The sequence below is a fragment of the Paenibacillus chitinolyticus NBRC 15660 genome (assembly GCF_000739915.1).
Lineage (GTDB): Bacteria > Bacillota > Bacilli > Paenibacillales > NBRC-103111 > Paenibacillus_F > Paenibacillus_F chitinolyticus.
Genome location: NZ_BBJT01000004.1, coordinates 598,762 through 621,407 on the forward strand (window position 1 = coordinate 598,762; position 22,646 = coordinate 621,407).

Sequence of the window (22,646 nt, forward strand, 5' to 3'; positions counted from 1 at the left end):
AACGGTAACCTTATGGCGAATAACCTGGATTTACCAGTAACCAGTAAGGAAGTGATTTTTTGCCCAGACATTTCGTTGTCGGTAACGGGAAGTTTCTCATCAATCTGGATGAACACTCTTACATGCGGGATTTGTACTATCCGTATGTAGGGCAGCTGAATCATATCGGCGGGTATCATTGTCGTGTCGGAATTTGGGTGGACGGTGCTTTTTCGTGGTTGGACGCGCCTGAATGGCAGTTTCAGCGTGCTTATGTGGAAGACTCCTTAGTGACCGACGTGAAGGCGACGCATCCCGGCCTCGGGGTTACGCTTCGCATTCAAGACGGCGTGCATCAGCGGGAGGATATTTTTCTAAAACGGATTCAGATCACCAACCATCACTCGGCGGTGAAGGAAGTACGGGTATTTTTTAACCAGGATCTCGTCATTAACGAGACGGAAGTCGGCGATACTGCCGCCTATTACCCGGCCAATCACACCGTTTTCCATTATAAAAAAGACAAATACTTCATGTTCAACGGAAGTACGGGAACGGACGGCATTTTTCAGTACACAACCGGAGTCAAGCGCTTTTACAATGCCGAAGGCACATGGCGCGACGCCGAAGACGGCCATCTGATGGGCAACCCGATCTCGCAGGGCTCGGTCGACAGCACCATCTCGTTCCGGATGTATGTGCCGCCTTCCGGCGACCATACCCTGTACTACTGGCTGAGTGCGGGACGCACGCTTGAAGACGTGAAAAAGCTCGACAAGTATGTCAAGGAAAGCCATCCCGGCAAGCTGCTCGACCGCGTTCAGATTTACTGGCAGCGCTGGGTCAACAAGACGGAGCGGTCATTCGGCGATCTGAGCGGAGAAATTATCCGCTTGTTCAAGCAGAGCCTGCTCCTTGTGCGCACCCAAACCGACGTGAACGGCGCGATTATCGCGGCCAACGATTCGGACATCATGCAGAGCAACCGCGACCATTACAGCTACATGTGGCCTCGCGACGGCGCTCTGGTCGCCTACTCCATGTCCATGGCCGGCCATCAGGCGATGATGGAACCATTTTACCGTTTCTGCGCCAACGTGATTTCTCCCGAGGGGTATTTGCACCACAAATACAACCCGGACGGAACCGTCGGATCGAGCTGGCATCCGTATGTACACAACGGCGGCGAGCAGCTGCCGATTCAGGAAGACGAGACGGCGCTTGTGCTGTTCGCTCTCTGGCAGGACTACAAGAAGCATGGCAATCTGGAGCTGGTACAGTCCCTCTACCGCGATCTGATCCGCAAGGCCGCACGTTTCATGTCCACTTATATCGACCAAGAACTGAACCTGCCGAAGCCGAGCTACGATCTGTGGGAAGAACGATACGGTATCTATACGTTCACCGCTTCCGCGGTTTACGGAGGGCTGATCGCCGCGGCTAACTTCTGCAACTTGTTTGGCGATGAGGAACGCAGCAGCCGCTACCGCCATACGGCCGAGAAAATCAAAAACGGCATCCTCACTCATCTCTGGGATGAGAAAGAAGGCCGTTTCGCCCGCGGTTTGCATCAAAAGGACGGAACTTGGGTTCGCGACATGACGCTGGAAAGCTCGGTCTATGGGATATTCGAGTTCGGCGTTCTGCCGGCGGACGACGATCGCGTCGTGCGCACCATGCAGGCCAACAAGAACGGCCTGTCCATCAAGACCCCTGTCGGCGGCGTAGCCCGCTATCATCACGATTATTATTTCCAGCGGTCGCAGGATGTGAATCAGGTGCCGGGCAACCCCTGGATCATCTGTACGCTGTGGATCGCCGAGTGGGAAATCGAATGCGCCAAGAAGCTGGAAGATCTCGAAGCGCCGCGGCAGACGCTGGAATGGGTCGTGAAGCATCAAATGGAGAGCGGAATACTTCCCGAGCAGCTCGATCCGTATAACGGCGATCCCGTGTCCGTCGCCCCTCTCACCTGGTCGCACGCTACCTTCGTTCTCGCCGTCGTCAAATACTTGAGCAAATATGAGCAGCTTGCGGGAAAATAACCCTGCCTGCTCCCGAAATAAACCGCAAGCCGTTCAAATTCGGCCTGCGGTTTTTTCAGCATCTCCCTGCTTTATCAGGCGGTCAGCCGCCCTGTCCCTTGCAAAAAAGGCAAAAAACCGCTCTCCACCCGAAAAGCCATTACAGACGCTTTACGGCGCTTTTACGGGCTTTTCCCGCCCTCCGAGGGCGTGAAAGTTCTGCTGTTTTTTCCCCGCCGCTGTACACGCTTGGATGCCCCGAGCCGCGGCACGGGAAAGACGAAAGGTGCCAAGACCGTACCGGCACCTCATGACCGGGGGCATTTACAGCCGTTCTTCAAACACTTCCGCATATTTCTCCGCGCTCCACAAAGCCTCAAGCTCTTCCGGCTTGTTCATCTCAATCTGAATAAGCCATCCCGAGCCATAGGGAAAACGGTTGATATAATGGGAGTTCTTAACCAACTCCCGGTTAGTGGATACAATCGTTCCCGACAACGGCATAAACACATCCGTTTCCGCCGTAACGGACTCCATTATCCCCAGAAAATCGCCGGCCTGCAGCTCCTCCCCTTCCTCCGGAAGCTCTGCAAACACAATCATTCCGATCTCCATTTGCGCGTAATCCGTCAACCCGATCGTAGCCCGGCTTCCGTCTACCCGGACCCACTCATGATTCGGGGTATACAACAGTTCCTGCGGGATATCCATCCTGCTCCTCCTTTCGTTCGCAATCGTAACAAAAGCTCCCCGCCCGCCGCCGTTAAGCGGAAAGCGAGGAGCTCCTATAATCAGTCCGTCAACTTACTTTACGGACAGGTTTTTGTCGCCAGGTTTCCAGTTCATCGGGCACAGGCCGCCGGACTGAAGAGCTTGCAGAACGCGAAGAGTTTCTTCTACGCTGCGACCTACGTCGTTGTGGTTAACGACTTGGTATTTCAGTTCGCCTTCCGGATCGATGATGAACAGGCCGCGCAGAGCTACGCCTTCTTCTTCGATCAGGACGCCGTAGTCGCGAGCTACGGATTTCGTCAGGTCAGCCGCCAGCGGGAAGTTCAACTTGCCCAGGCCGTTGTCCTCACGAGCGGTGTTGATCCATGCACGGTGAGAGTGCTTGCTGTCCACGGAAACACCGAGGACTTCGGTTTTCAGATCCTTGAAAGTGGAAGCAGCTTCGCTAAGCGCCGTAATTTCAGTCGGACATACGAAAGTGAAATCAAGAGGATAGAAGAAAAGTACCAACCATTTGCCTTTGTAATCGGAAAGAGACGCTGTTCCAAAATCCGTTCCGTCTCCAAGTGCAGTTTCCATAGTGAAAGCCGGAGCCGGTTTGCCTACCAAACGTTCTGCCATGTCAAAAATTCCTCCTTTGATCTATTCCTTGTCGAATAATAAAATGGTATCATCCGCCCAAAAGAAAGTCAAGATTATAGAGTCTATTAAATAATAATTATTATAAAAATATGACCAATGTGCGAACATTTGCTGCCATTCCGGCCTTCCGCTTCTTGATTTTTGTTCGCTAACGCAAAGTTTTCAAACGAATCTCTACTATTATAATAGTGCGCATTTTGCATCCCGCCGCCTACATCTTTTCTTCACAAAAGAAAACACGCAGAAAGCAAATTCTCTTCTGCGTGTCGGTGTCAGGCATTCTTTTATTTACGGATGGCCGCGACAATCAGGTCGCCCATTTCTTTCGTGCCGATCGCTTTCAACTTATCGACCGCGATATCGCCCGTGCGGTGGCCCGCATCAAGCACTTCCTTCACGGCACGCTCGATCGCGTCCGCCGCTTCGTGGTAACCGAACGTCAGGCGGAACATCAACGCTACCGAGAGGATTGTCGCGATCGGGTTCGAAATCCCTTGACCGGCGATATCCGGTGCGGAGCCGTGTACCGGCTCGTACAGGCCGAAGCTGCCTTCGCCCAGCGAGGCGGACGAGAGCATGCCGATCGATCCGGTCAGCATCGCCGCTTCGTCGCTCAGGATGTCTCCGAACATGTTCTCGGTGACGATAACGTCGAAGCTGGAAGGACGGCGCAGAAGCTGCATCGCGCAGTTGTCGACAAGCACGTGCTCAAGTTCGACATCCGGGTAATCCGCGGAAATGCGGATGACCGTCTCTCTCCACAACCGGGAAGTCTCCAGCACATTCGCCTTGTCGACCGAAGCCAGTTTCTTGCTGCGGGTGCGGGCGATTTCGAACGCCTGACGTGCGATGCGTTCCACTTCGCTTACGTTGTAAGCGCAAGTATCGACCGCTTCTTGTCCGTTCTCTGTCTCGCGGCGGAATTTCTCGCCGAAGTAAATGCCTCCTGTCAGCTCGCGGACCACGATAAGATCCGTACCGTCAAGCACTTCCGGCTTGAGAGTGGACGCGTCCTTTAGGCAGTCGAACACGACAGCCGGGCGAATGTTCGAGAACAAGCCGAGCGCTTTGCGGATACCGAGGAGGCCCGTTTCCGGACGAAGCTCCTTCGGATTGTTGTCCCACTTCGGACCGCCTACGGCTCCGAGCAGTACCGCGTCCGCACGCTGGCACAGTTCCAGCGTTTCCTGCGGCAGCGGCGTGCCTTTCTCGTCGATGGCGATTCCGCCGAACAAGCCATGCTCCGTCTCAAAGCGATGACCGAAAAGCTCCTCGGTTTTCTTGAGAACTTTCTCCGCTTCCGCAACGACTTCCGGGCCGATTCCATCCCCCGCGATGACGGCGATTTTTTTCACGTCTGACATGTTCGTTCACTCCTTTGGATTGTCCGTAGCTGACAGGGCCGTGCTAATCCGATCCCTACTGCATCTCTACTTTCAGTTTTAACACATTTGGTAACGGATGACTAAGATATAAAAGCTATCAGTTTCATAGGAAAAACCTATAAACATCTTTTTGAGAGACCTCATTCTTTTTTTCACTTCATGATCTCATCGTCTCTTCCACCTGTCCTGCTCCCCTTAACGATATAAAAAAAAGACCCCGCACCGATTTTATCTGACTCTAACGTTCAGACATAACCCGGCAGGGTCTCTTATAACTCTTCAAAAAATTACACCCTCGGCGCAGCCGCCAGCAGAGGCTGCAGAACGGCATCCAGGCGGTCGAGGCCCAGCCTGATCTCCGCTTCTCCCGCGTGCGTGTAATTCAGCCGCATGGTGTTGCGCTCCGGCTCGTCGGCGAAGAAAGAAACGCCGGGGACGAAGGCCACTCCCTGCTGGACGGCGGCGGCCAGCAGCACCTGCGTGTCAATGTGCGCCGGAAGCTCCAGCCACAGGAACATGCCGCCCTGCGGATCGTTCCAGTGGACGCCCGGCCAGTTCTTCTCCTGAAGCACCTGTACCATGGTGCGCATCCGCTTCTCGTACTCGACCGAGATCAGCCCGATATGGGCATCCATATCAAACTGCTCCATCAGTTGGTGCAGCGTCATCTGATCGAGGGTGCTCGAGTGCAGATCCGCCGCCTGCTTGGCCTGAGCCATGTTGCGGATAACGGCGCGGTCGCCCATGACCCAGCCGGTGCGCAGTGCGGGCGCCACGATTTTGGAGAACGTGCTCGTGTACACGACGCAGCTTCCCTCCGGATGCTGATCGAGCGAGAAGATAGACGGCATGATTTCGGTCGTGCCGAATTTCAGCTCGCCGTAAGGATCGTCCTCTAGGATGAGCACATCGTTCTGACGGCAGGCCGCCAGAAGGCCTTTGCGGCGCTCCAGACTCCACACGCGGCCCGCCGGGTTGGAGAAGCTCGGATTCACATACACCATCTTCGGCCGGTGCTGTTTGATTTGGACGGCGAGATCCTCCAAATCCATCCCGTGCCGGTCGCTCCGGACCGACACGATTTTGGCGCCGCGCGCCTGGAATACCTGAATGGCCGCGAGGTAGGTCGGACGCTCGACCAGAATGACGTCGCCTTCGTCGATATAGACGCGAGTAAGCAGATCAATCGACTGCTGGGAGCCCGTCGTCAGCAGCATATCGTCCGGCGTAACCTTCATGCCCTTCGTTGCCATGCGGTTGCAGATGCTCTGGCGCAGCGGAGTGTAGCCTTCCGTCAGCCCGTACTGCAAAGCGGACTTTCCGCCCTCCATGACTCTTCCGATCGCTTCTTTGACGGCTTCTACCGGAAAAAATTCCTCCGCCGGAAGGCCCCCCGCAAAAGAGATGATGGACTTGCCCTGCGTAAGTTTGAGGATTTCACGTACAGCGGAGGAGGAAAATGCCCCCAATGTTTTTGAGAACCGATAATTCATGGTGCCGCCCCTTTCGTGTTAACAAAACACCTCACTTCCGCGCCCGGCGGGAGTGAGGTGCTGCGTATTAAATCAACGTGACATTGCTGCGTTTGGCAGTCGGTGTTTTGCGCTTTTCGATCAGACGGTTCAAGGCATCGATATAGGCTTTGGCACTTGCCTCCAGAATATCCGTGGAAATTCCGCGGCCCTGTACGGAAACGCCTTTTTGGCCCAAAATGACATGAACTTCGCCGAGAGCGTCCTTGCCGTAGGAAACCGATTTGATCGTGTAATCCTCCAGCTCCACTTCCTCGCCGGTCGTTTTATCGATTGCGTTGTAGATGGCATCTACGGAACCGTTGCCGTCTGCCGATTCTTGCAGCACTTTGCCTTCCTCGGCATGGATACGCACCGAAGCGCTCGGAACGGCTTGGTTGCTGTAGGATACCTGCAGAGAATCCAGCACATATACTTCCGGTGTGCTGACCAGCTTCTCTTCGAGAAGAGCGCGGATGTCATCATCCAGCACGTTCTTCTTCTTGTCGGCCAGATCCTTGAATTTAGCGAACGCCGCGTTTACCTGCTCGTCGCCGAGGTCGTACCCCATATCGACGAGCTTCTCGCGGAACGCGTGGCGGCCGGAATGCTTGCCGAGTACGAGCTTGCTTTCCTTGAGACCGATCGTCTCCGGAGACATGATCTCGTACGTCGTCTTCTCCTTCAGCATGCCATCCTGGTGAATACCCGATTCATGCGCGAAGGCATTGGCGCCGACGATCGCTTTATTGCCCGGCACATCCATTCCCGTCAATTTGCTGACGAGACGGCTTGTGCGGTAGATTTCGGAAAGCACCAGGGATGTCTTCGCCTGAAAGAACTCTTGGCGGGTTTCCAGCGCCATGGCGACTTCCTCGATCGACGTATTGCCGGCACGCTCGCCGATCCCGTTGATAGTGCCTTCGATTTGATCGGCACCGTTCAGAACCGCCGCCAGCGCGTTGGCCGTAGCCATGCCGAGGTCATCGTGACAGTGGGCGCTGAGCTGGATTTTCTCGATGCCCGGCACGTTTTCTTTAAGCGTTTTGAAAATGTTTCCGAATTCGCTCGGATTCAGAAATCCGACCGTATCCGGAATATTCACCACGGTAGCGCCTGCGCGGATCGCCATCTCGGTTACTTCGCAGAGGAAGTCGAGCTCGGTCCGTCCGGCATCTTCGGGGGAAAATTCAATTTTATCGAAATATTTCTTCGCATAGCGGATAGCGGCTTCAGCCGTCTCCAGCACCTGCTGCTTCTCCATCCGCAGCTTATGCTTGCGGTGAATCGGCGAAGTGGCCAAGAACAAATGCAGGCAAGGATCCTGAGCGTGCCTCAGCGCTTCGCGCGCCGCATCGATATCCTGTTCCCGCGAGCGGGAAAGACCGATAATCGTTGCGTTTCTCACGGCGCGGGCGACGGAAGCGACTCCTTCCAGATCTCCCGGAGAAGCGGCCGGGAACCCGGCCTCGATCCGGTCAACGCCCAGCTTCTCAAGCTGAAGCGCAATTTCGACCTTCTCCTGCATGTTGAGATTGACCCCCGGTGACTGTTCTCCGTCCCGGAGCGTCGTATCAAACACATAGATTTTTCTCACTTGCGTTCACCTCCTGAAGCTTGAGTTTTGATTATCTATTCGGACTCCGCTTACTTCTTGATCCAGTGCATCAGTTCACGCAGTTGGGAACCGACTTGCTCCAGCGGGTGCTCGGCTTCGTTTCTGCGTGTCGCGTTCATGAACGCGTTGTTGGATTGGTTCTCAAGGATGAAGTCGCGTGCGAATTTACCTTGTTGGATATCCGTCAGCACGTCTTTCATCGCTTTTTTCGTTTCAGCCGTGATGATGCGAGGGCCCGTTACATAGTCGCCGTACTCTGCCGTGTTGGAGATGGAGCTGCGCATGGAAGACAGACCGCCTTCGTACATCATGTCAACGATCAGCTTCAGTTCGTGCAGGCACTCGAAGTAAGCCATTTCAGGCGCATAACCCGCTTCAACCAGTGTTTCAAAACCGGCTTTAACGAGCTCGCTTGCACCGCCGCAAAGAACGGCTTGCTCACCGAACAGATCCGTTTCGGTTTCTTCTTTGAAGGTTGTTTCGATAACTCCCGCGCGTGTACAGCCGATACCTTTGGCATAAGCGAGACCGATTTGCTTCGCGTTGCCGGTTGCGTCCTGCTCGATCGCGATCAGGCCGGGAACGCCGAAACCTTCCACATACGTACGGCGAACCATGTGGCCCGGGGATTTTGGCGCTACGAGGAATACGTCTGCGTCGGCAGGCGCTTTAATTTGACCGAAGTGAACGTTGAAACCGTGGGAGAACATGAGCGCTACGCCTTTTTTCATGTTCGGCTCGATCGCTTCTTTGTATACGCGTGCTTGCGTTTCGTCCGGCATAAGGATTTGGATCACGTCTGCGCGTGCAGCCGCCTCTTCAACCGTGAACACTTCAAAGCCGTCGTTTTGTGCGGTGTTCCAGGATTTACCTTGGCGAAGACCGATGATTACATTCAGTCCGCTATCGCGAAGGTTTTGCGCTTGAGCGTGACCTTGGGAACCGTAACCTACGATTGCGATCGTTTTGCCTTGAAGGGATGCGAAGTCTGCGTCTTTTTCATAGTACATAGTAGCTGCCATTGGATAATATCCTCCTTAAATTAAATAACCGTGTATGATTTCCCCATTGAATGGGCCTTTCAGCTTTCAACCATCAATGAATTACTGATTTGCAGCAGCAAAGAGTTAAGGGCTGAAAGTCCCATTCAAGGGGACTTAGCTGATGAATCGGCTTTTCTGATTTCCGTTAAGAACGAAGAATGAAGGTATTAGGTTAAAAAGTCCGGCGGTATAGGGCCGCTTTACTTGATAGCGCCCCGGATCATCGCCGTAACGCCCGTTCTGGAAAGCTCACGTATTCCGTAAGGACGGAGCAGTTCAATCATCGCGTCGATTTTCTCGGAGTCGCCGATTGTCTGGACAATCAGGGAGCTTGGACCGATATCGACTACAGCGGCCCGGAACGTTTCTACGATGCCGAGAATCTCAGGGCGCTGGGCGGGCTCCGAATTGACCTTGATCAAAGCGAGCTCCCGGGCGACCATCGGGTTTTTGCTGAGATCGATTACTTTGATTACATCGATCAATTTGTACAGCTGCTTAGAAATCTGCTCCAGCGTATTGTCGTCGCCTTCGGTGACGATCACCATCCGGGAGAGTCCGACTTCTTCGGACTCTCCCACAGTGATGCTTTCGATGTTGTATCCTCTGCGGCCGAACAAGCCGGATACCCGCTGGAGGACGCCGGGCTGATTGTTAACCAGAATGGATATGGTATGTTTCGTGATCATATTAGTCGTCCTCCCCCATCAACATCTCGCTGATCGTGCTGCCTTGCGTTACCATCGGGAACACATTCTCGTGCTTGGCAACCACGAAATCGATTAGAACCGGCCCCGGAGTATCCAGAGCTTCCTGCCAAGCCTTCTGAGCTTCCTCTTTGTTCGTGGCCCGCAGACCCTTCACGCCGTATGCCTCCGCCAGTTTGACGAAGTCCGGGCTTCCTGCCAGGTCGATGTGGCTGTAGCGATTGTCGTAAATAATTTCCTGCCACTGCCGGACCATGCCGAGCACCTGATTGTTGATGACAACGATTTTGACCGGAATGTTGTTGATGGCGCAGATGGCAAGTTCCTGGGAACACATCTGCATGCCGCCGTCTCCGTTGATCGAGACGACCAGCTTATCCGGATTGCCCATTTGCGCTCCGATGGCGGAAGGGAAACCGAAGCCCATCGTGCCCAGGCCGCCCGAGGAGATCCAGGAGCGCGGATGCTGGAATTTATAGTACTGGGCTACCCACATTTGGTGCTGGCCGACATCCGTGGTCACAATCGCTTCGCCTTTGGTCGTTTCGTTGATCATCTCGATCACGTACTGAGGCTTCAACACCGTGTCGGAGTCTTTATACTTCAGCGGGAAGTTCCGCTTGCTCTCCTGAAGCCGTTCGATCCATTTTTCCGATTTAGCCGGCTTCGCTTTCGTGTTGGCATATTCCAGCACGGAGCGGATATCTCCGACAACCGGAATGTCCGTCTTCACGTTCTTGCCGATCTCGGCGGGGTCGATGTCGATGTGGGCGATTTTCTTCGCTTTCGGCGCGAAGCCGTCCAGCTTCATCGTCACCCGGTCGTCGAAGCGGGAGCCGATCGAGATCAGCAGATCCGCATTCTGGATCGCCTGGTTTGCCGTATACGTGCCGTGCATGCCCGGCATTCCCACCCACAGTTCGTGAGCGCTTGGGAATCCGCCAAGACCGAGAAGCGTCGTCGTGACCGGAATCTGCGTCTTGTTGATAAACTCCAGCAGTTCTTTGGATGCGTTGGAGTAAACGACTCCGCCGCCGGCGATGATAAGCGGCTGCTCCGCCTCTTCGATCGCCTTGATCAGCTTCTCTACCTGCAGTTTGTTCGGATGAACCGTCGGGTTGTACCCGCGGATGTTAACTTCGCTTGCCGGATGGAACATGGCCGTCTGTGCCGATACGTCCTTCGGAATATCGATCAGTACCGGGCCCTTGCGTCCTGTATTTGCAATGAAGAAGGCCTCGTGAATGATCCGCGGCAGGTCGTTCACATCGCGTACCAGGTAGCTGTGCTTCGTAATCGGCATCGTGATTCCCGTGATATCCGCTTCCTGGAAAGCATCCGTACCAATCGCCGTCGTCGCCACGTTGCCGGTGATGACAACGAGCGGTACGGAGTCCATGAACGCCGTTGCGATTCCGGTTACCAGGTTGGTTGCCCCCGGCCCCGACGTCGCGATGCAAACTCCCACGTTGCCAGTCGATCTCGCATAACCGTCCGCCGCGTGAATCGCGCCTTGCTCGTGCCGCGTCAGCAGGTGGTTAAAATCGGAGAATCCATGCATGGCGTCGTAAATATAAAGTACCGAGCCTCCGGGATAACCGAAGACGCATTCCACACCTTCGAGCACCAGGCTCCGCAGCAAGATTTCCGAACCGTTAATCAGTTCCGGCTTGCGCATCGCTTCCATCAATTCCTCTTTAGACCTTTTGGCTGTCCCCACATTCATGAGAATCCTCCTCTCGTTTCTTTTCCATTTTTTTTAAAATCAACGCATGGCAGCATGCAAAAAACCCCAATCCTCCCGGCGCCGGATTTCCGGCGTCATACGGGACGAAAGGGGTTTGAATTCTTCCGTGGTACCACCCTAGTTTGTCGTGCGCCTCGCGGCACAGGACCTTAACAGGTTACATTATGTCAGACATAATGCACACTTGGCACGGTAACGTGTGCCGCTCCGATTCTCCCTAATCACCAAGCGTTAAGGCTTAACCAGCCCGCTTGCTTTTCAGGAAAACAGCTCCGAGGTGAGCTCGTACAAAGGGATTATGGCGATGGTTTCAGCGTTTCCGATCGCTCTCTGAGCATAAGGGCCCTTATAACTTCGTCCTCTTCATAGCCGATTTCTGATGAGTCTTACAATTTAGAATATTGATTTAGAGATAATTATATGCACGCCGCTCTCTATAGTCAACAACTTTTCTTTAAAATAATTGTAAGACCCATTTACAAGCTCTGACAAAAAAAGAATCGCCATACGCAGTTATCACGCATGACGATTCGGAAAACGCCGGTTTAGGCGTTCACTTTTTGCTTGGCAGCCGTTGCCAGATCAGCGAAGCCTTTAGCATCGTTGACAGCCAGATCAGCCAGGATTTTACGGTTAACTTCGATACCGGCCAGTTTCAGACCATGCATCAGTTTGCTGTAGCTAAGTCCGTTTACGCGAGCAGCCGCGTTAATACGCACGATCCACAGTCTGCGGAAATCGCGTTTTTTCGTACGACGGTCACGGTATGCGTAAAACAGGGATTTCATTACCTGCTCATTAGCTGTTTTAAACAGACGGTGTTTGGAACCGAAATAACCTTTTGCGAGTTTCAGAACTTTTTTATGACGACGACGGGATGTGAATCCGCCCTTGACTCTTGCCATAATGATGACCTCCTAAACGATTTTGGGTAATGGAAACGAAGTGATTACTTAATTTGTGCAAGACCTTGCTTCAGGCGTCTAACATCGCCAGGAGCCATAACCGGGTTTGTAGCGAGTACGCGCTTTTGACGGCCGGATTTGCCGCTGAGCAGGTGGTTTCTGTAAGCTTTGTATCTTTTCACTTTACCGGTACCGGTAATTTTAAAACGGCCTTTCAAGCTGCTGTGGGTTTTCATCTTAGGCATCTGGAAGTCCTCCTCAAATAAAATTCATAGGCAGGGCGCGTTTACACGCGCCCAGAAATTTTAGGTTGTTACTTTCGGTGTCAAGATCATGATCATGCTGCGTCCTTCGAGCTTAGGAGCACGCTCCATGCTGGAGATCTCCTCGGTTTCGGCTGCAAGACGCTGCAGTACTTTTCTTCCGTTCTCGGCGTGAGCAATCTCACGGCCGCGGAAACGGACGGAAGCTTTCACTTTGTCACCGTCGTTCAAAAATTTAACCGCATTGCGCAGCTTCGTTTGGAAATCATGCTCGTCGATCGTAGCGCTCAGGCGAATTTCTTTGATGTCCACGATTTTCTGATTCTTGCGGGCTTCTTTTTCTTTCTTCTGCATTTCGTAACGGTATTTCCCATAGTCCATGATGCGGCATACCGGCGGTTTAGCCGTTGGCGCTACGTTCACCAGATCCAAGTTGGCGTCAATCGCCATTTGGAGCGCTTCACGAATCGGTTTAATGCCGAGCTGTTCGCTGTCGGGCCCGATCAAACGGACTTCTTTCGCGCGAATCTCATCGTTAACCATGTGATCTTTACTAATATTCTCCACCTCCAACCATTGTTTCCAAGCTTGTTGCCAGGATATAAAAAGGGGATGCAGGCTAACAGCCCACATCCCCACGGTTCGTTTGTTCACACAAAAACAAAACGTTGACGTTATTCATCGTAACCAGCCGACGGAATCGGTCAGGTGAGAAGCGGGCGCCTCTTCTTTCAAAGATATGCAGTTTTTCAATCACTCGTACCACTATACCACTCCGGAGAAGACAAGTCAACTTTATTCTGCTCCTCCCGTAAGTTAGCTGACCTGCTTGCTCTGCACTTCTTCCAGGCGGATAACACGCGTATGCTTCGTATGGCTCCACTGCTTGTTGTTCTGCGTGAAGAACGCGTACACGGTAATAGGCCACCAGGACAGCATGAAGATCGGATACGCGATCAGGTACTTGTATGTCTTGCCGGACGCCTTCTCGATAAACAGCGAGATCGGCAGCATCACATAAATCGAGATGGCCAGGACGTTGACAATCGGAGCCAATTCGTACAGATTCATGTCCGTTCCGCCCGGCACGATGGCTTTGATCCAAATCGCCACGCTCAGGATGGAACCGAAGAAATAGTTATATACGTTAGCCGAATAGAAAGCGGCGTCGATTTTGGTCCAGCTGCGCTCTTTAAGTCCCTGCCACAGAAGCGGGAACAGATAGCGGCGGCAGACGTCGAAGTGTCCCTGCATCCAGCGCAGGCGCTGTTTGACGGACGCTCTGAACGTCAGCGGCTTTTCGTCGTAGACTTTCGCGTAGTAGTTCATCGTCGGCTTGATGCCGAGTTTGACGCAGCGCATCGAAAACTCAAGGTCTTCGACGAGGCTCGTCGCGCCCCAGCCGATCTGCTTCAGCAAGTTCGACTCAAAGCACATGCCTGTACCGCCAAGATAGTTGGCAAGGCCCAGATTCGTACGCGGAACCTGCCAGAAGCGGTTCGCGAAATAATACGAAATGGCGTAGGAAGCGGTAACCCAGGAATCGTTCGGATTCTTGGTGTCCAGATAAGCCTGGATCACTTGGGAGCCGCTGCACAGGTCGTCGTTCATGTGACGCAGGTAGTCGTGACCGACCAGGTTGTCGGCGTCAAACATGACGACGGCGTCATACTGGCGCGGACGCTTCCACAGCTCTTTGAGCATCCATTCGATGGCGTACCCTTTGCCCCGCAGATTCGGGTTGTTGCGCTCGCACGCATACAGTCCGTGGCTGCGCACAATATCGGCGGTGCTGTCCGTACAGTTGTCGCAAATGACGAAAACGTCGTACAGCTCTTTCGGGTAGTCGAGCTGCTTCAGGTTCTCGAGCAAGGCCCCTACTACTTCTTCTTCGTTATGCGCCGCTACCAGAACTGCGAATGATTTCTGCGGCGGATGCTGCGTTTTCTTTTTCGGACGCTTCCAGCCAAAGAATGTTAGAAACAACTGATAAGCCCCGAATAACACCAATACAATTTGCAAGACCAGCAAAATTGTATCCAGCATCGTAAACCCCCCTTTTAATGTTCACAACAAAGTCTGTTTTTATATTTATCGCTTTGTATGTAACCCATTTTGTTCCACTTGAAGCCATTGTAATCATTTTTTTGCAGAAGCCAATGCAATCGTTCTTGATTGTGACGGGTTTCCATGCTTTTGTCAAAACCCTATTAATGGACTATTTGGTCGGTTCGAACATTTTAGCGCGAAAAGACCCCAGTAAAGTAATCGGCGCTCGTTCTCGTGTGCGATTGCGGCTTCTTCCCCCGGTTTTCTGCTTTTTTGTGACTTTGGCCTCTATAAAATCCATGTTTGCCGGCCTTTTTTTGGTTTTAATTTGCGGCGGGCCGGGCCGTCTGCTCCATTATAATCGAGGCGCAGGGCCAAAACAACTTGGACGGACTATCCCGGCGCGGCGCTTATTTCACGATGCCTGCCGCCCTTCGGGCTCCGCCGCCGGCGTCTCCCGCAACCTCCCTATAGCTTTCGTAGAGAGTTGCGAAAATTGAGTCCCAACTCCTGGTAAGCGCGTGCGAACGGCCCTCAAGCGCCAGTTTTCGACGCAGTTCGGGGGCTTCGTAAAGCCTTTGCACCGCCGCGGCCAACGCGGACGCATCGTCAGGCGGACAAAGCAGGCCGGTATTCCCATGCCTGACGTTATCCGCCACTCCGCCGGCGTTCACACCGACGACGGCCGTTCCGGACGCCATCGCCTCCAGCACCACGTTGCCGAACGTTTCCGAGGCGGACGGGAACACGAATACGTCGGCGGCCGCGTAGAGTTCCGCCAGCTCCCTGCCCTCCACGAAGCCGCAGAAGCGGACGTCCGGGTACGGGGCAAGCCGCTTCTCCAGCTCCGCCCGCATGGGGCCGTCTCCCGCAAGGATCAGCGCGCATTTCGAGCGGAAGGCTTCGGGCAGATTGGCGAAGGCGCGCACCAGCGCATCCAAACCTTTTTCGGGCGCGAGACGTCCTACATATAGTAATACGAACTTGCCGGGCAAAAGGTTGTGCTTGTTCAAAACTTTCCGCCTATCCGTATGCGGGCGGAATTCGGCCGTATCGATGCCCCGCCCCCATAATTCGATACCTGTCAGCCCTTTTGTATGGAGTATTTCACCGGTCGAAGGCGAGGGTACATATATTTTTACACAGTTTTGATGAAACCAAAGCAGATATTTCCAGAGCATCGGCTCCATCCATTGAAGACGGTAATGGGCCAAATACTGGTCGAAATGCGTGTGATAGGAGGCGACCAGGGGGATGCGGTGCTTTTTCCCGTAGTGGAGGCCCGTCAGGCCGAGGTTAAACGGCGTCGCCAGATGGATGAGGGTCGGGCGGAATTCCTTAAGCATCCTGCCGACCAACAAGGGATTGGGTATCGCCATCCTGCAATCCGGATACAATGAGAAAGGAATGCTGTAAAATCGTTCCACACTCCGGATGCCCGAAGTTCCGGCCTCTCCGGCCGCAGGCGCAAATACGCGGCACACCGCTCCGCGGGATTCCAGGTAGCGGACCCAGCGTCCCAGCGTTTTGGCGACCCCGTTGACATCGGGAAGAAACGTATCCGTAAATAACGCGACTCTCATAAGACAGCCCTCCGTTTCCACAGCTCGGATGACCTCCCGGAAAGTGCAATCCGCTGCGCTCCGAGAAGTTTCTCTTCTCGATTGTATAGGGCGTTTGTTAACGAGAGAGCTTTGAAAAGTCATAACCCGGTTAATAAGTTGTAAATATCCGGCGTCGGCCTCCGTTGATACTGCGCTAACAAAATGCTTTTATACTGAAGGTGTCCGAGGGAATTCCTCGTCAAAATAAGAAACGAAGAAAATCCATGAAAAATTAAACCTTTCTTAAGAATTAGCACTCGTTCTCCTTAAGAATTAACAGCTAAACTACCGTTAGCTAACAGGGAAGGAGGCATCATCATGAGCAAAGTCGTTCATTGGATGCACCGGCACGAAACACGCATGTTTCTCTATGTCAACCAGCGGTTCCGGCACACCATACTGGATGGTATTCTCGGGACGCTTACTCATCTCGGGGGAGCGACCGCAACCATTGCGGTCACACTGCTCTTGTCCCTATTCGGAAAAGGAGTCTGGCAGATTGCCGGCATCCAGGCGCTTGCCGCCCTTGCGATAAGCCATATTCCGGTAGCCATCGTCAAAAAGCTGTATCCTCGCAGACGCCCGTATCTGGTTGTGCCCAATACGAGAACCGGCCGAAAGCCGCTGCAGGACCACAGCTTTCCGTCCGGACACACGACGGCCATTTTCTCCGTGATCGTCCCGTTTGTGGCCCATATGCCCGTTCTCGGTTTCGTCCTCATTCCGCTCGCCCTGCTGGTCGCTCTGTCCCGCATGTACCTCGGGCTTCATTATCCCAGCGATTGCCTGGCCGGCGCGGTAATCGGCTCGGGAGCGGCTGCTGCCTCCGTTGCGCTGTGGCCTTGAATTGAGTATGGTAATAGGATGGAAATTCATGGATAAGAAGGAAAGGTGAATAGACTTGCGCAAAAAAAGAGTACTGCTGTTATCCGAAGGCTTCGGTGCCGGACATACCCAGGCCGCTTACGCCCTTTCCGAAAATATGCGGCAGCTGTATCCAGGCATCCAGACGCGCGTTCTGGAACTCGGCGCTTTCCTTCACCCAACATTAGCCAGATGGATTTTTTCCGCCTATCGTAAAACGCTTCATTCCCAGCCGAAATTATACGGAAAGCTTTATCGCTTCCAATACAAAAAGTCATTGAATCCCATCACGCAAATGGCGCTTCACCGAATTTTTTACGCCCAGACGGCCCAGATCATCACTCAACTGCGTCCGGACGCCATCGTCTGCACGCACCCGTTCCCCAGCATCGTCGTATCCCGTCTGAAACGGGCCGGACTGTCTGTGCCTTTATGCACGGTCATAACGGACTATGACGTGCACGGCACCTGGATTTCGCCGGAAGTCAACAAATATCTCGTGTCTTCCGACAAAGTCAAAACCAAGCTGCTCCACCGCGGAGTGGCCGGCGACAAGATCGAAATCACCGGTATTCCGGTGCATCCCGGTTTCCGACAGCCTCACGACAAGACGGAAATACGCCACCGGTTCGAGCTGGCCTCCATTCCTACGGTGCTCGTCATGGGAGGGGGCTGGGGACTCATCGGGGGCGACACCGTGCTTGACGAAATGCTCCGCTGGCGCGACCGGGTCCAGCTTATTTTCTGCTTCGGCAGCAATCAGAAGGCATTGGCGAAATGCCAGGAGGACCCGCGGTTCCTTCATCCCCACGTGAAGCTGCTCGGCTTTACGAACGAAGTCGACAAGCTGATGGAAGTTTCGGATCTGCTGGTGACCAAGCCGGGCGGAATGACCTGCACGGAAGGCCTGGCCAAAGGCATTCCGATGCTCTTTCACAAGCCTATCCCGGGACAGGAAGAGGAAAATCTGCTGTTTTTCACGGAAAACGGCTTCGGGGAATCCATTTTGTCGGAAGAAACCATCCGCTTGTGGTTCAAAGGGTTGTCGGAACGCGGAAACGAAATGCGGCGGATGCGGGAAGATATCCGGGAAAGCTGCCGCAATATGTTCCAGACGGACTACTCTCAAGTCATCATGACGCTTATACACAAAGAAGAACAGCAGTCCGTTTAGGACTGCTGTTCTTCTTGTAGGCGTTCCACGTGTTCGGCAAGAGCCCGGGACCCGAGGACCACTTCCACACGGTGTATATTCATGCCCTGCTTGGCAAATTTCGTTTCGTACTCCGTCATCACGTGATCCGGATTAAACCCTTCCTCGAAACCGCCGTGCAGATCGAGGGAGATGTTCCGCATTCTCAGATCCAGATCCGCAAAAGAGTTCAACGAAAATTCGAACAAGGATCTGGAGTCCGTTTTGAAGTGAATTTCGCCGCGCTCGTTAAGCGCGTGTTTGTATTTATGGACGAAGCCCGCATGAGTCAGGCGGCGTCTGGCATGTTTCTTCTTGGGCCACGGATCGCTGAAATTCAGATAAATCCGCTCCAGTTCATTCTCGTCGAAAACTTCTTCCAGCCGTTCGATATTAAACAAAGCAAGCCGGATGTTCTCAAGCGATACATCCACGGCCGATTCCTCGATGCCGTGCGCGATCCGGACTTTCTCGCTCGCTCTGCGGATCAGTTCATCGTACATATCTACCCCGATGAAATTGATTCCGGGATTGCGCCGGCTCATTTCGCTGATGAACTGGCCTTTCCCCATCCCGAGTTCCACATGAATCGGATTGCCGTTTCCGAACACTTCCGCCCACTTTCCTTTATATAAAGCCGGTTCCAGAACAATGAGATCGCGCTGCTTCTCGATTGCTTCCCGGATTCCTTTTCTTCCTCTTAAACGCATTGCTTACCTCCCCTAATCCTTACCCGGTCACCTGCAGTCATTCCCTGTGGGATCACGGAAACATGCTTCAAATAATAGACGATTCCCCCGGAAAATGCAAAGGAAAATAAGCATCCGGCAAGCCCCGGAAACGTTCCAAATCAACGCTCTATCCGGCTAAAAGGGTCAGCGGTTAATCGAAACCGCCTCCGGTTCACGCGTACTTTTCGGCGCGCTTCGGCCACGGCCCGGGCGTCCCAAGCAAAATTTGCGGTTCCCGTCAAGATCATGGCTTCTTTCGGGCACCATATATTCCGAAGACGGGAAAGGGCATCTCCAAAAGAGATGCCCTTCTGCTTCCCGTGGGTTAACGGTTATGAATTTCGTTCTCTCTTTTGTTGCGTCCGCCCAGACCGGCCAGACCGATGAGGCCGAGAAGACCGAGCCAACCCCAGTTCATATTATTGTTGCGGGTCGTTCCGTACGTACGGTAGGTGGACGTGTCGTAAGCACCGCGGTTGTTGGTGCCCGTCGTGGTCATGCGGTCCATCATACGGTTGCCGTTGGTACCGACCGTACCGGTCGTTCCGTACGTGCCCGTGTTGACGTTGTGACCCGTACCGTAGGTATTCACGCCGCTCGTTGTGCCTGTCGCTGCGCCTGTCGCCGCACCCGTTGCCGCGCCGTTTACGGCACCGGTAACGGCACCGGTCACACCACCGGTTACAGCGCCTACCGTACCTGTTACGGCGTTACGGCCCGTGTTGTATGCGCGGTTCAACTGATCCGGAGCTGTGGCGTTCGGGTTGACACCGTTCATGGTTGTCCCCGGAGTCGTCGTGCCGGTCACCGTCGTGTTGGTCGTTCCTGTTGTCGAACCTGTTCCCAACGTGCTGGCGTGCGCGGCACCCACCGTAAGCATAGAAGTCAGGGCAACAGCAAGCGTAGCATAGCGAAGCTTTTTCATGGACAGTCCCCTTTCAAAGCAGTTGTTTTATTGCTCCCTTAGGATGTCCGGCCCGGGTTGCTTTAAACGGGGTACATACTGGCAGAGGAAGGGGTGCATTCCCTTTTGTTTTGGGCTACAATAGGAAAAGTCAGATTTGAAAAAGGAGTACTGAAACCTCATGAACGCAATTACAACCGAGCCTCTCCTGTGGGGGGATAAACGGTTTCATACATGGAATTACGAGATGCGCCGCCAGTTCGGCGAGAAGGTATTTAAAGTCATGCTGGACGCGGGTTTCACATGCCCGAACAGGGACGGCAAAATCGCTACCGGAGGCTGCACGTTCTGCAGCGCAAGAGGGTCAGGCGACTTTGCGGGGAGACGCCGCGACGACCTGGTAACGCAGTTTAACACGATCCGGGACCGCCAGCACCAGAAATGGCCGGATGCGAAGTACATCGGCTATTTTCAAGCCTACACCAACACTTACGCGCCCGTGGACGAGCTGCGGGAGTATTACGAAGTCATTCTTCAGCAGCCCGGCGTTGTAGGGCTCTCCATCGCCACGCGGCCGGACTGCTTGCCCGACGATGTCGTGGAATATCTGGCCGAACTCAATGAGCGCACCTACCTGTGGGTCGAAATGGGCCTTCAGACCATTCACGAAAGCACGTCGACCCTCATTAACCGGGCTCACGATACGCAGTGCTACACGGAAGCGGTCGCCAAGCTGAGAAAACACAACATCCGCACGTGTGCGCATATTATTTACGGACTGCCTCAGGAAACCGATGATATGATGATCGAGACCGGGAAAGCCGTTGCCGCCATGGATGTGCAGGGCATCAAAATCCATCTGCTCCACCTGATGCGCAAAACGCCGATGGTGAAGCAGTACGAAGCGGGCCTGCTCCGCTTCCTGGAGCAAGACGAATACATCAAGCTCATCGTCGATACGCTTGAACTGCTCCCGCCGGAAATGATCGTTCACCGGCTGACCGGCGATGCGCCGCGCGATCTGCTCATCGGCCCCATGTGGAGCCTGAAGAAATGGGAAGTGCTTAACGCGATCGACGCCGAGCTGAAACGCCGGGATACTTGGCAGGGGAAGCTCTGGACGCCCGCAGCCCCCGCCGGACCGGCATAAGCGGAGGCCGCCATGGGATTTCTCTCCATTCTGAGCTGCGCGCATAAATGGATCGAGGGACGTGTCCGCCCCGGCGATACGGTGATCGACGCCACCGTAGGCAACGGGGTGGACACCATCTTCCTCGCTAGGCTCGTCGGCAGCCGCGGCCGCGTGTACGGCTTCGATATCCAGCCGCAGGCGCTGGAAACGGCCCGTACGCGGCTGGAACGCGAGCTGGACGGCTCCGGCGGCGCGCAGCGGGTCTCGCTTCTGCTGCGCAGCCATGCCGACATGGCGGCCGCCGTCCCGGGCGAATGCCTGGGACGGACGGCCGCCGTCATGTTCAACCTCGGGTATCTGCCCGGCGCAGATCCCGAGGTTATTACCGTGCCGGCTTCCACGCTGCCCGCTCTGGAAGCCGCGCTCCTTCTTCTGCACGAAGGCGGCATCCTCACCGTCGCCCTGTACCCGGGCCACGATGGCGGAGCTTCCGAGGCGCAGGCGGTCGAAAGCTGGGCCGCCGGGCTTCCCCAGGAGAAGTGGAGCGTGCTCTGCTACCGGTTTATCAACAGTGCGGCACGGTCGCCTTACCTGATTGGTATAGAGAAAAAGAAACCGAGAGGAGTACTGAAATGAAACCTTACCCGATTCATTTTCAACCCGATTTTAAACACCGTGTATGGGGCGGCCGCGCCCTGGAGGAATTCGGCTACGAGATTCCCGAAGGCCATGTCGGCGAAGGCTGGATGATCGCGGATCATGCGAACGGCACCTCTACCGTTACGAATGGAGAGCTGAAAGGCCTCGGCCTGGACGAAGTCCGCGAAAAGCTGGGCGCCGAATGGTTCGGTGCGAAAGGCGCTTCCGCCGGAAACGGACGTTTTCCTCTGCTCGTCAAGCTGCTTGACTGCAACGACGACCTGTCCGTTCAGGTACACCCCGGCAATGACTATGAGAACCTCGCGCAGGGCGAGCTCGGAAAGACCGAGATGTGGTACGTGCTGGACGCTAAGCCCGGCGCCAAGATCATCTACGGGCTGAAGGACGGAATCACGCGTTCCGAATTCGAAGCCGCCGTTCAAGAGGACCGCATTCTGGACACCATGATGTCTGTGGAAGCCGAGAAGGGCGACAGCTTCTATATTCCTTCAGGTACGGTCCATGCGCTGGGTTCCGGCGTGCTTGTAGCGGAAATCCAGCAAAACTCGGACACGACTTACCGCCTGTACGACTATAACCGCCCCGGACTCGACGGCAAGCCGCGGGAACTTCATATCGAAGACTCGCTGAATGTTATCGGCTTCGGTAAGGCCGGCGCCACTTTTATGAAAACGATGGACGCTGCGCCGAACGAATGGCTGGAGCTGGCCGCTTCCCCTTATTTCGTGGTGGAAAAAGGCGTCGTAACCGCTCCGTGGAACCTGTCCACAACGCCGGAAAGCTTCACGCTGCTGATCGCCTGCGAAGGCAGCGGCTCGCTGGAATGGGCCGACGGCTCCCTGGCGATGAAGCCGGGCGACTGCTTCCTGCTGCCGGCCACGCTGGGCGGTTATACGCTAAGCGGCAGCCAGACGGTGCTGCGCTCTTATCTGCCTTAGACCCAAGGCGTTAGGC

General features: G+C 54.4%; 21 protein-coding genes. 6 read left to right on the plus strand and 15 right to left on the minus strand.

Features of this window, described 5'->3' with window-relative positions:
* Positions 1 to 59 precede the first annotated feature (59 nt).
* Positions 60 to 2,024 carry a glycoside hydrolase family 15 protein gene (locus PCH01S_RS12670; protein ID WP_042229771.1) on the plus strand — a complete coding sequence of 655 codons (1,965 nt, stop codon included), beginning with the start codon at positions 60 to 62 and terminating at the stop codon, positions 2,022 to 2,024.
* Between the two features lie 303 nt (positions 2,025 to 2,327).
* Here the strand turns inward: PCH01S_RS12670 and gcvH are convergent, their stop codons facing one another.
* From gcvH to PCH01S_RS12735, 13 genes are all read right to left on the minus strand, one after another.
* On the minus strand, positions 2,328 to 2,714 hold the full coding sequence (gcvH, locus tag PCH01S_RS12675) for a glycine cleavage system protein GcvH (RefSeq protein ID WP_042229772.1): 387 nt from the start codon (positions 2,712 to 2,714) through the stop codon (positions 2,328 to 2,330).
* Between the two features lie 93 nt (positions 2,715 to 2,807).
* Complete coding sequence (locus PCH01S_RS12680; RefSeq protein WP_042229773.1) at positions 2,808 to 3,356, minus strand: peroxiredoxin; 549 nt, start codon at positions 3,354 to 3,356, stop codon at positions 2,808 to 2,810.
* A 305-nt stretch (positions 3,357 to 3,661) separates the two neighbouring features.
* Positions 3,662 to 4,741 carry a 3-isopropylmalate dehydrogenase gene (leuB, locus tag PCH01S_RS12685; RefSeq protein ID WP_042229774.1) on the minus strand — a complete coding sequence of 360 codons (1,080 nt, stop codon included), beginning with the start codon at positions 4,739 to 4,741 and terminating at the stop codon, positions 3,662 to 3,664.
* Between the two features lie 308 nt (positions 4,742 to 5,049).
* Entirely contained in the window at positions 5,050 to 6,255 is a 1,206-nt protein-coding gene (locus tag PCH01S_RS12690) for an aminotransferase-like domain-containing protein (RefSeq protein ID WP_042229776.1), read from the minus strand.
* Between the two features lie 67 nt (positions 6,256 to 6,322).
* On the minus strand, positions 6,323 to 7,870 hold the full coding sequence (locus PCH01S_RS12695; RefSeq protein WP_042229777.1) for a 2-isopropylmalate synthase: 1,548 nt from the start codon (positions 7,868 to 7,870) through the stop codon (positions 6,323 to 6,325).
* Between the two features lie 50 nt (positions 7,871 to 7,920).
* A complete protein-coding gene (gene ilvC, locus PCH01S_RS12700) occupies positions 7,921 to 8,913 on the minus strand; it encodes a ketol-acid reductoisomerase (RefSeq protein WP_042229779.1) in 993 nt (330 codons plus the stop codon).
* Between the two features lie 221 nt (positions 8,914 to 9,134).
* The gene (gene ilvN, locus PCH01S_RS12705) at positions 9,135 to 9,623 is read right to left on the minus strand and encodes an acetolactate synthase small subunit (protein WP_042229780.1); all 489 of its coding nucleotides are present in this window, start codon (positions 9,621 to 9,623) and stop codon (positions 9,135 to 9,137) included.
* Between the two features lies 1 nt (position 9,624).
* Entirely contained in the window at positions 9,625 to 11,367 is a 1,743-nt protein-coding gene (ilvB, locus tag PCH01S_RS12710) for a biosynthetic-type acetolactate synthase large subunit (protein WP_042229781.1), read from the minus strand.
* Between the two features lie 566 nt (positions 11,368 to 11,933).
* Positions 11,934 to 12,293, minus strand: coding sequence for a 50S ribosomal protein L20 (gene rplT / locus PCH01S_RS12715; RefSeq protein WP_042229782.1), 360 nt, complete (start codon positions 12,291 to 12,293; stop codon positions 11,934 to 11,936).
* 44 nt (positions 12,294 to 12,337) lie between these two features.
* Complete coding sequence (gene rpmI, locus PCH01S_RS12720; protein ID WP_009672104.1) at positions 12,338 to 12,538, minus strand: 50S ribosomal protein L35; 201 nt, start codon at positions 12,536 to 12,538, stop codon at positions 12,338 to 12,340.
* 60 nt (positions 12,539 to 12,598) lie between these two features.
* Positions 12,599 to 13,099 (minus strand): translation initiation factor IF-3, encoded by a 501-nt coding sequence (gene infC, locus PCH01S_RS12725; protein WP_042229784.1) that lies wholly within the window; start codon positions 13,097 to 13,099, stop codon positions 12,599 to 12,601.
* 273 nt (positions 13,100 to 13,372) lie between these two features.
* Entirely contained in the window at positions 13,373 to 14,602 is a 1,230-nt protein-coding gene (locus PCH01S_RS12730) for a glycosyltransferase family 2 protein (protein ID WP_042229785.1), read from the minus strand.
* A 413-nt stretch (positions 14,603 to 15,015) separates the two neighbouring features.
* The gene (locus PCH01S_RS12735) at positions 15,016 to 16,188 is read right to left on the minus strand and encodes a glycosyltransferase family 4 protein (protein WP_042229786.1); all 1,173 of its coding nucleotides are present in this window, start codon (positions 16,186 to 16,188) and stop codon (positions 15,016 to 15,018) included.
* A 339-nt stretch (positions 16,189 to 16,527) separates the two neighbouring features.
* Here PCH01S_RS12735 and PCH01S_RS12740 point away from each other — a divergent pair, with 339 nt between their 5' ends.
* Positions 16,528 to 17,055 carry a phosphatase PAP2 family protein gene (locus PCH01S_RS12740; RefSeq protein WP_042229787.1) on the plus strand — a complete coding sequence of 176 codons (528 nt, stop codon included), beginning with the start codon at positions 16,528 to 16,530 and terminating at the stop codon, positions 17,053 to 17,055.
* Positions 17,056 to 17,110: 55 nt separating this feature from the next.
* Positions 17,111 to 18,247 carry a UDP-N-acetylglucosamine--LPS N-acetylglucosamine transferase gene (locus tag PCH01S_RS12745; RefSeq protein ID WP_042229788.1) on the plus strand — a complete coding sequence of 379 codons (1,137 nt, stop codon included), beginning with the start codon at positions 17,111 to 17,113 and terminating at the stop codon, positions 18,245 to 18,247.
* On the opposite strand, the gene trmB is transcribed toward PCH01S_RS12745, so the two are convergent.
* Both trmB and PCH01S_RS12755 read right to left on the minus strand, forming a co-directional pair.
* Positions 18,244 to 18,975, minus strand: a complete 732-nt coding sequence (gene trmB, locus PCH01S_RS12750; protein ID WP_042229790.1) for a tRNA (guanosine(46)-N7)-methyltransferase TrmB — start codon at positions 18,973 to 18,975, stop codon at positions 18,244 to 18,246. The genes PCH01S_RS12745 and trmB overlap by 4 nt on opposite strands.
* Before the next feature lie 346 nt (positions 18,976 to 19,321).
* Entirely contained in the window at positions 19,322 to 19,921 is a 600-nt protein-coding gene (locus PCH01S_RS12755; protein WP_042229791.1) for a WGxxGxxG-CTERM domain-containing protein, read from the minus strand.
* Between the two features lie 160 nt (positions 19,922 to 20,081).
* On the opposite strand from PCH01S_RS12755, the gene PCH01S_RS12760 reads away from it, so the two are divergent.
* The 3 genes from PCH01S_RS12760 to PCH01S_RS12770 are packed head-to-tail and all read left to right on the plus strand — an operon-like array spanning position 20,082 to position 22,630.
* Positions 20,082 to 21,050 (plus strand): TIGR01212 family radical SAM protein, encoded by a 969-nt coding sequence (locus PCH01S_RS12760; RefSeq protein WP_042229792.1) that lies wholly within the window; start codon positions 20,082 to 20,084, stop codon positions 21,048 to 21,050.
* A 12-nt stretch (positions 21,051 to 21,062) separates the two neighbouring features.
* Positions 21,063 to 21,668, plus strand: a complete 606-nt coding sequence (locus tag PCH01S_RS12765) for a class I SAM-dependent methyltransferase (protein ID WP_042229794.1) — start codon at positions 21,063 to 21,065, stop codon at positions 21,666 to 21,668.
* Positions 21,665 to 22,630 (plus strand): type I phosphomannose isomerase catalytic subunit, encoded by a 966-nt coding sequence (locus PCH01S_RS12770; protein ID WP_042229796.1) that lies wholly within the window; start codon positions 21,665 to 21,667, stop codon positions 22,628 to 22,630. Before PCH01S_RS12765 ends, PCH01S_RS12770 begins: the two co-directional genes overlap by 4 nt.
* The last annotated feature ends 16 nt before the right edge of the window (positions 22,631 to 22,646 follow it).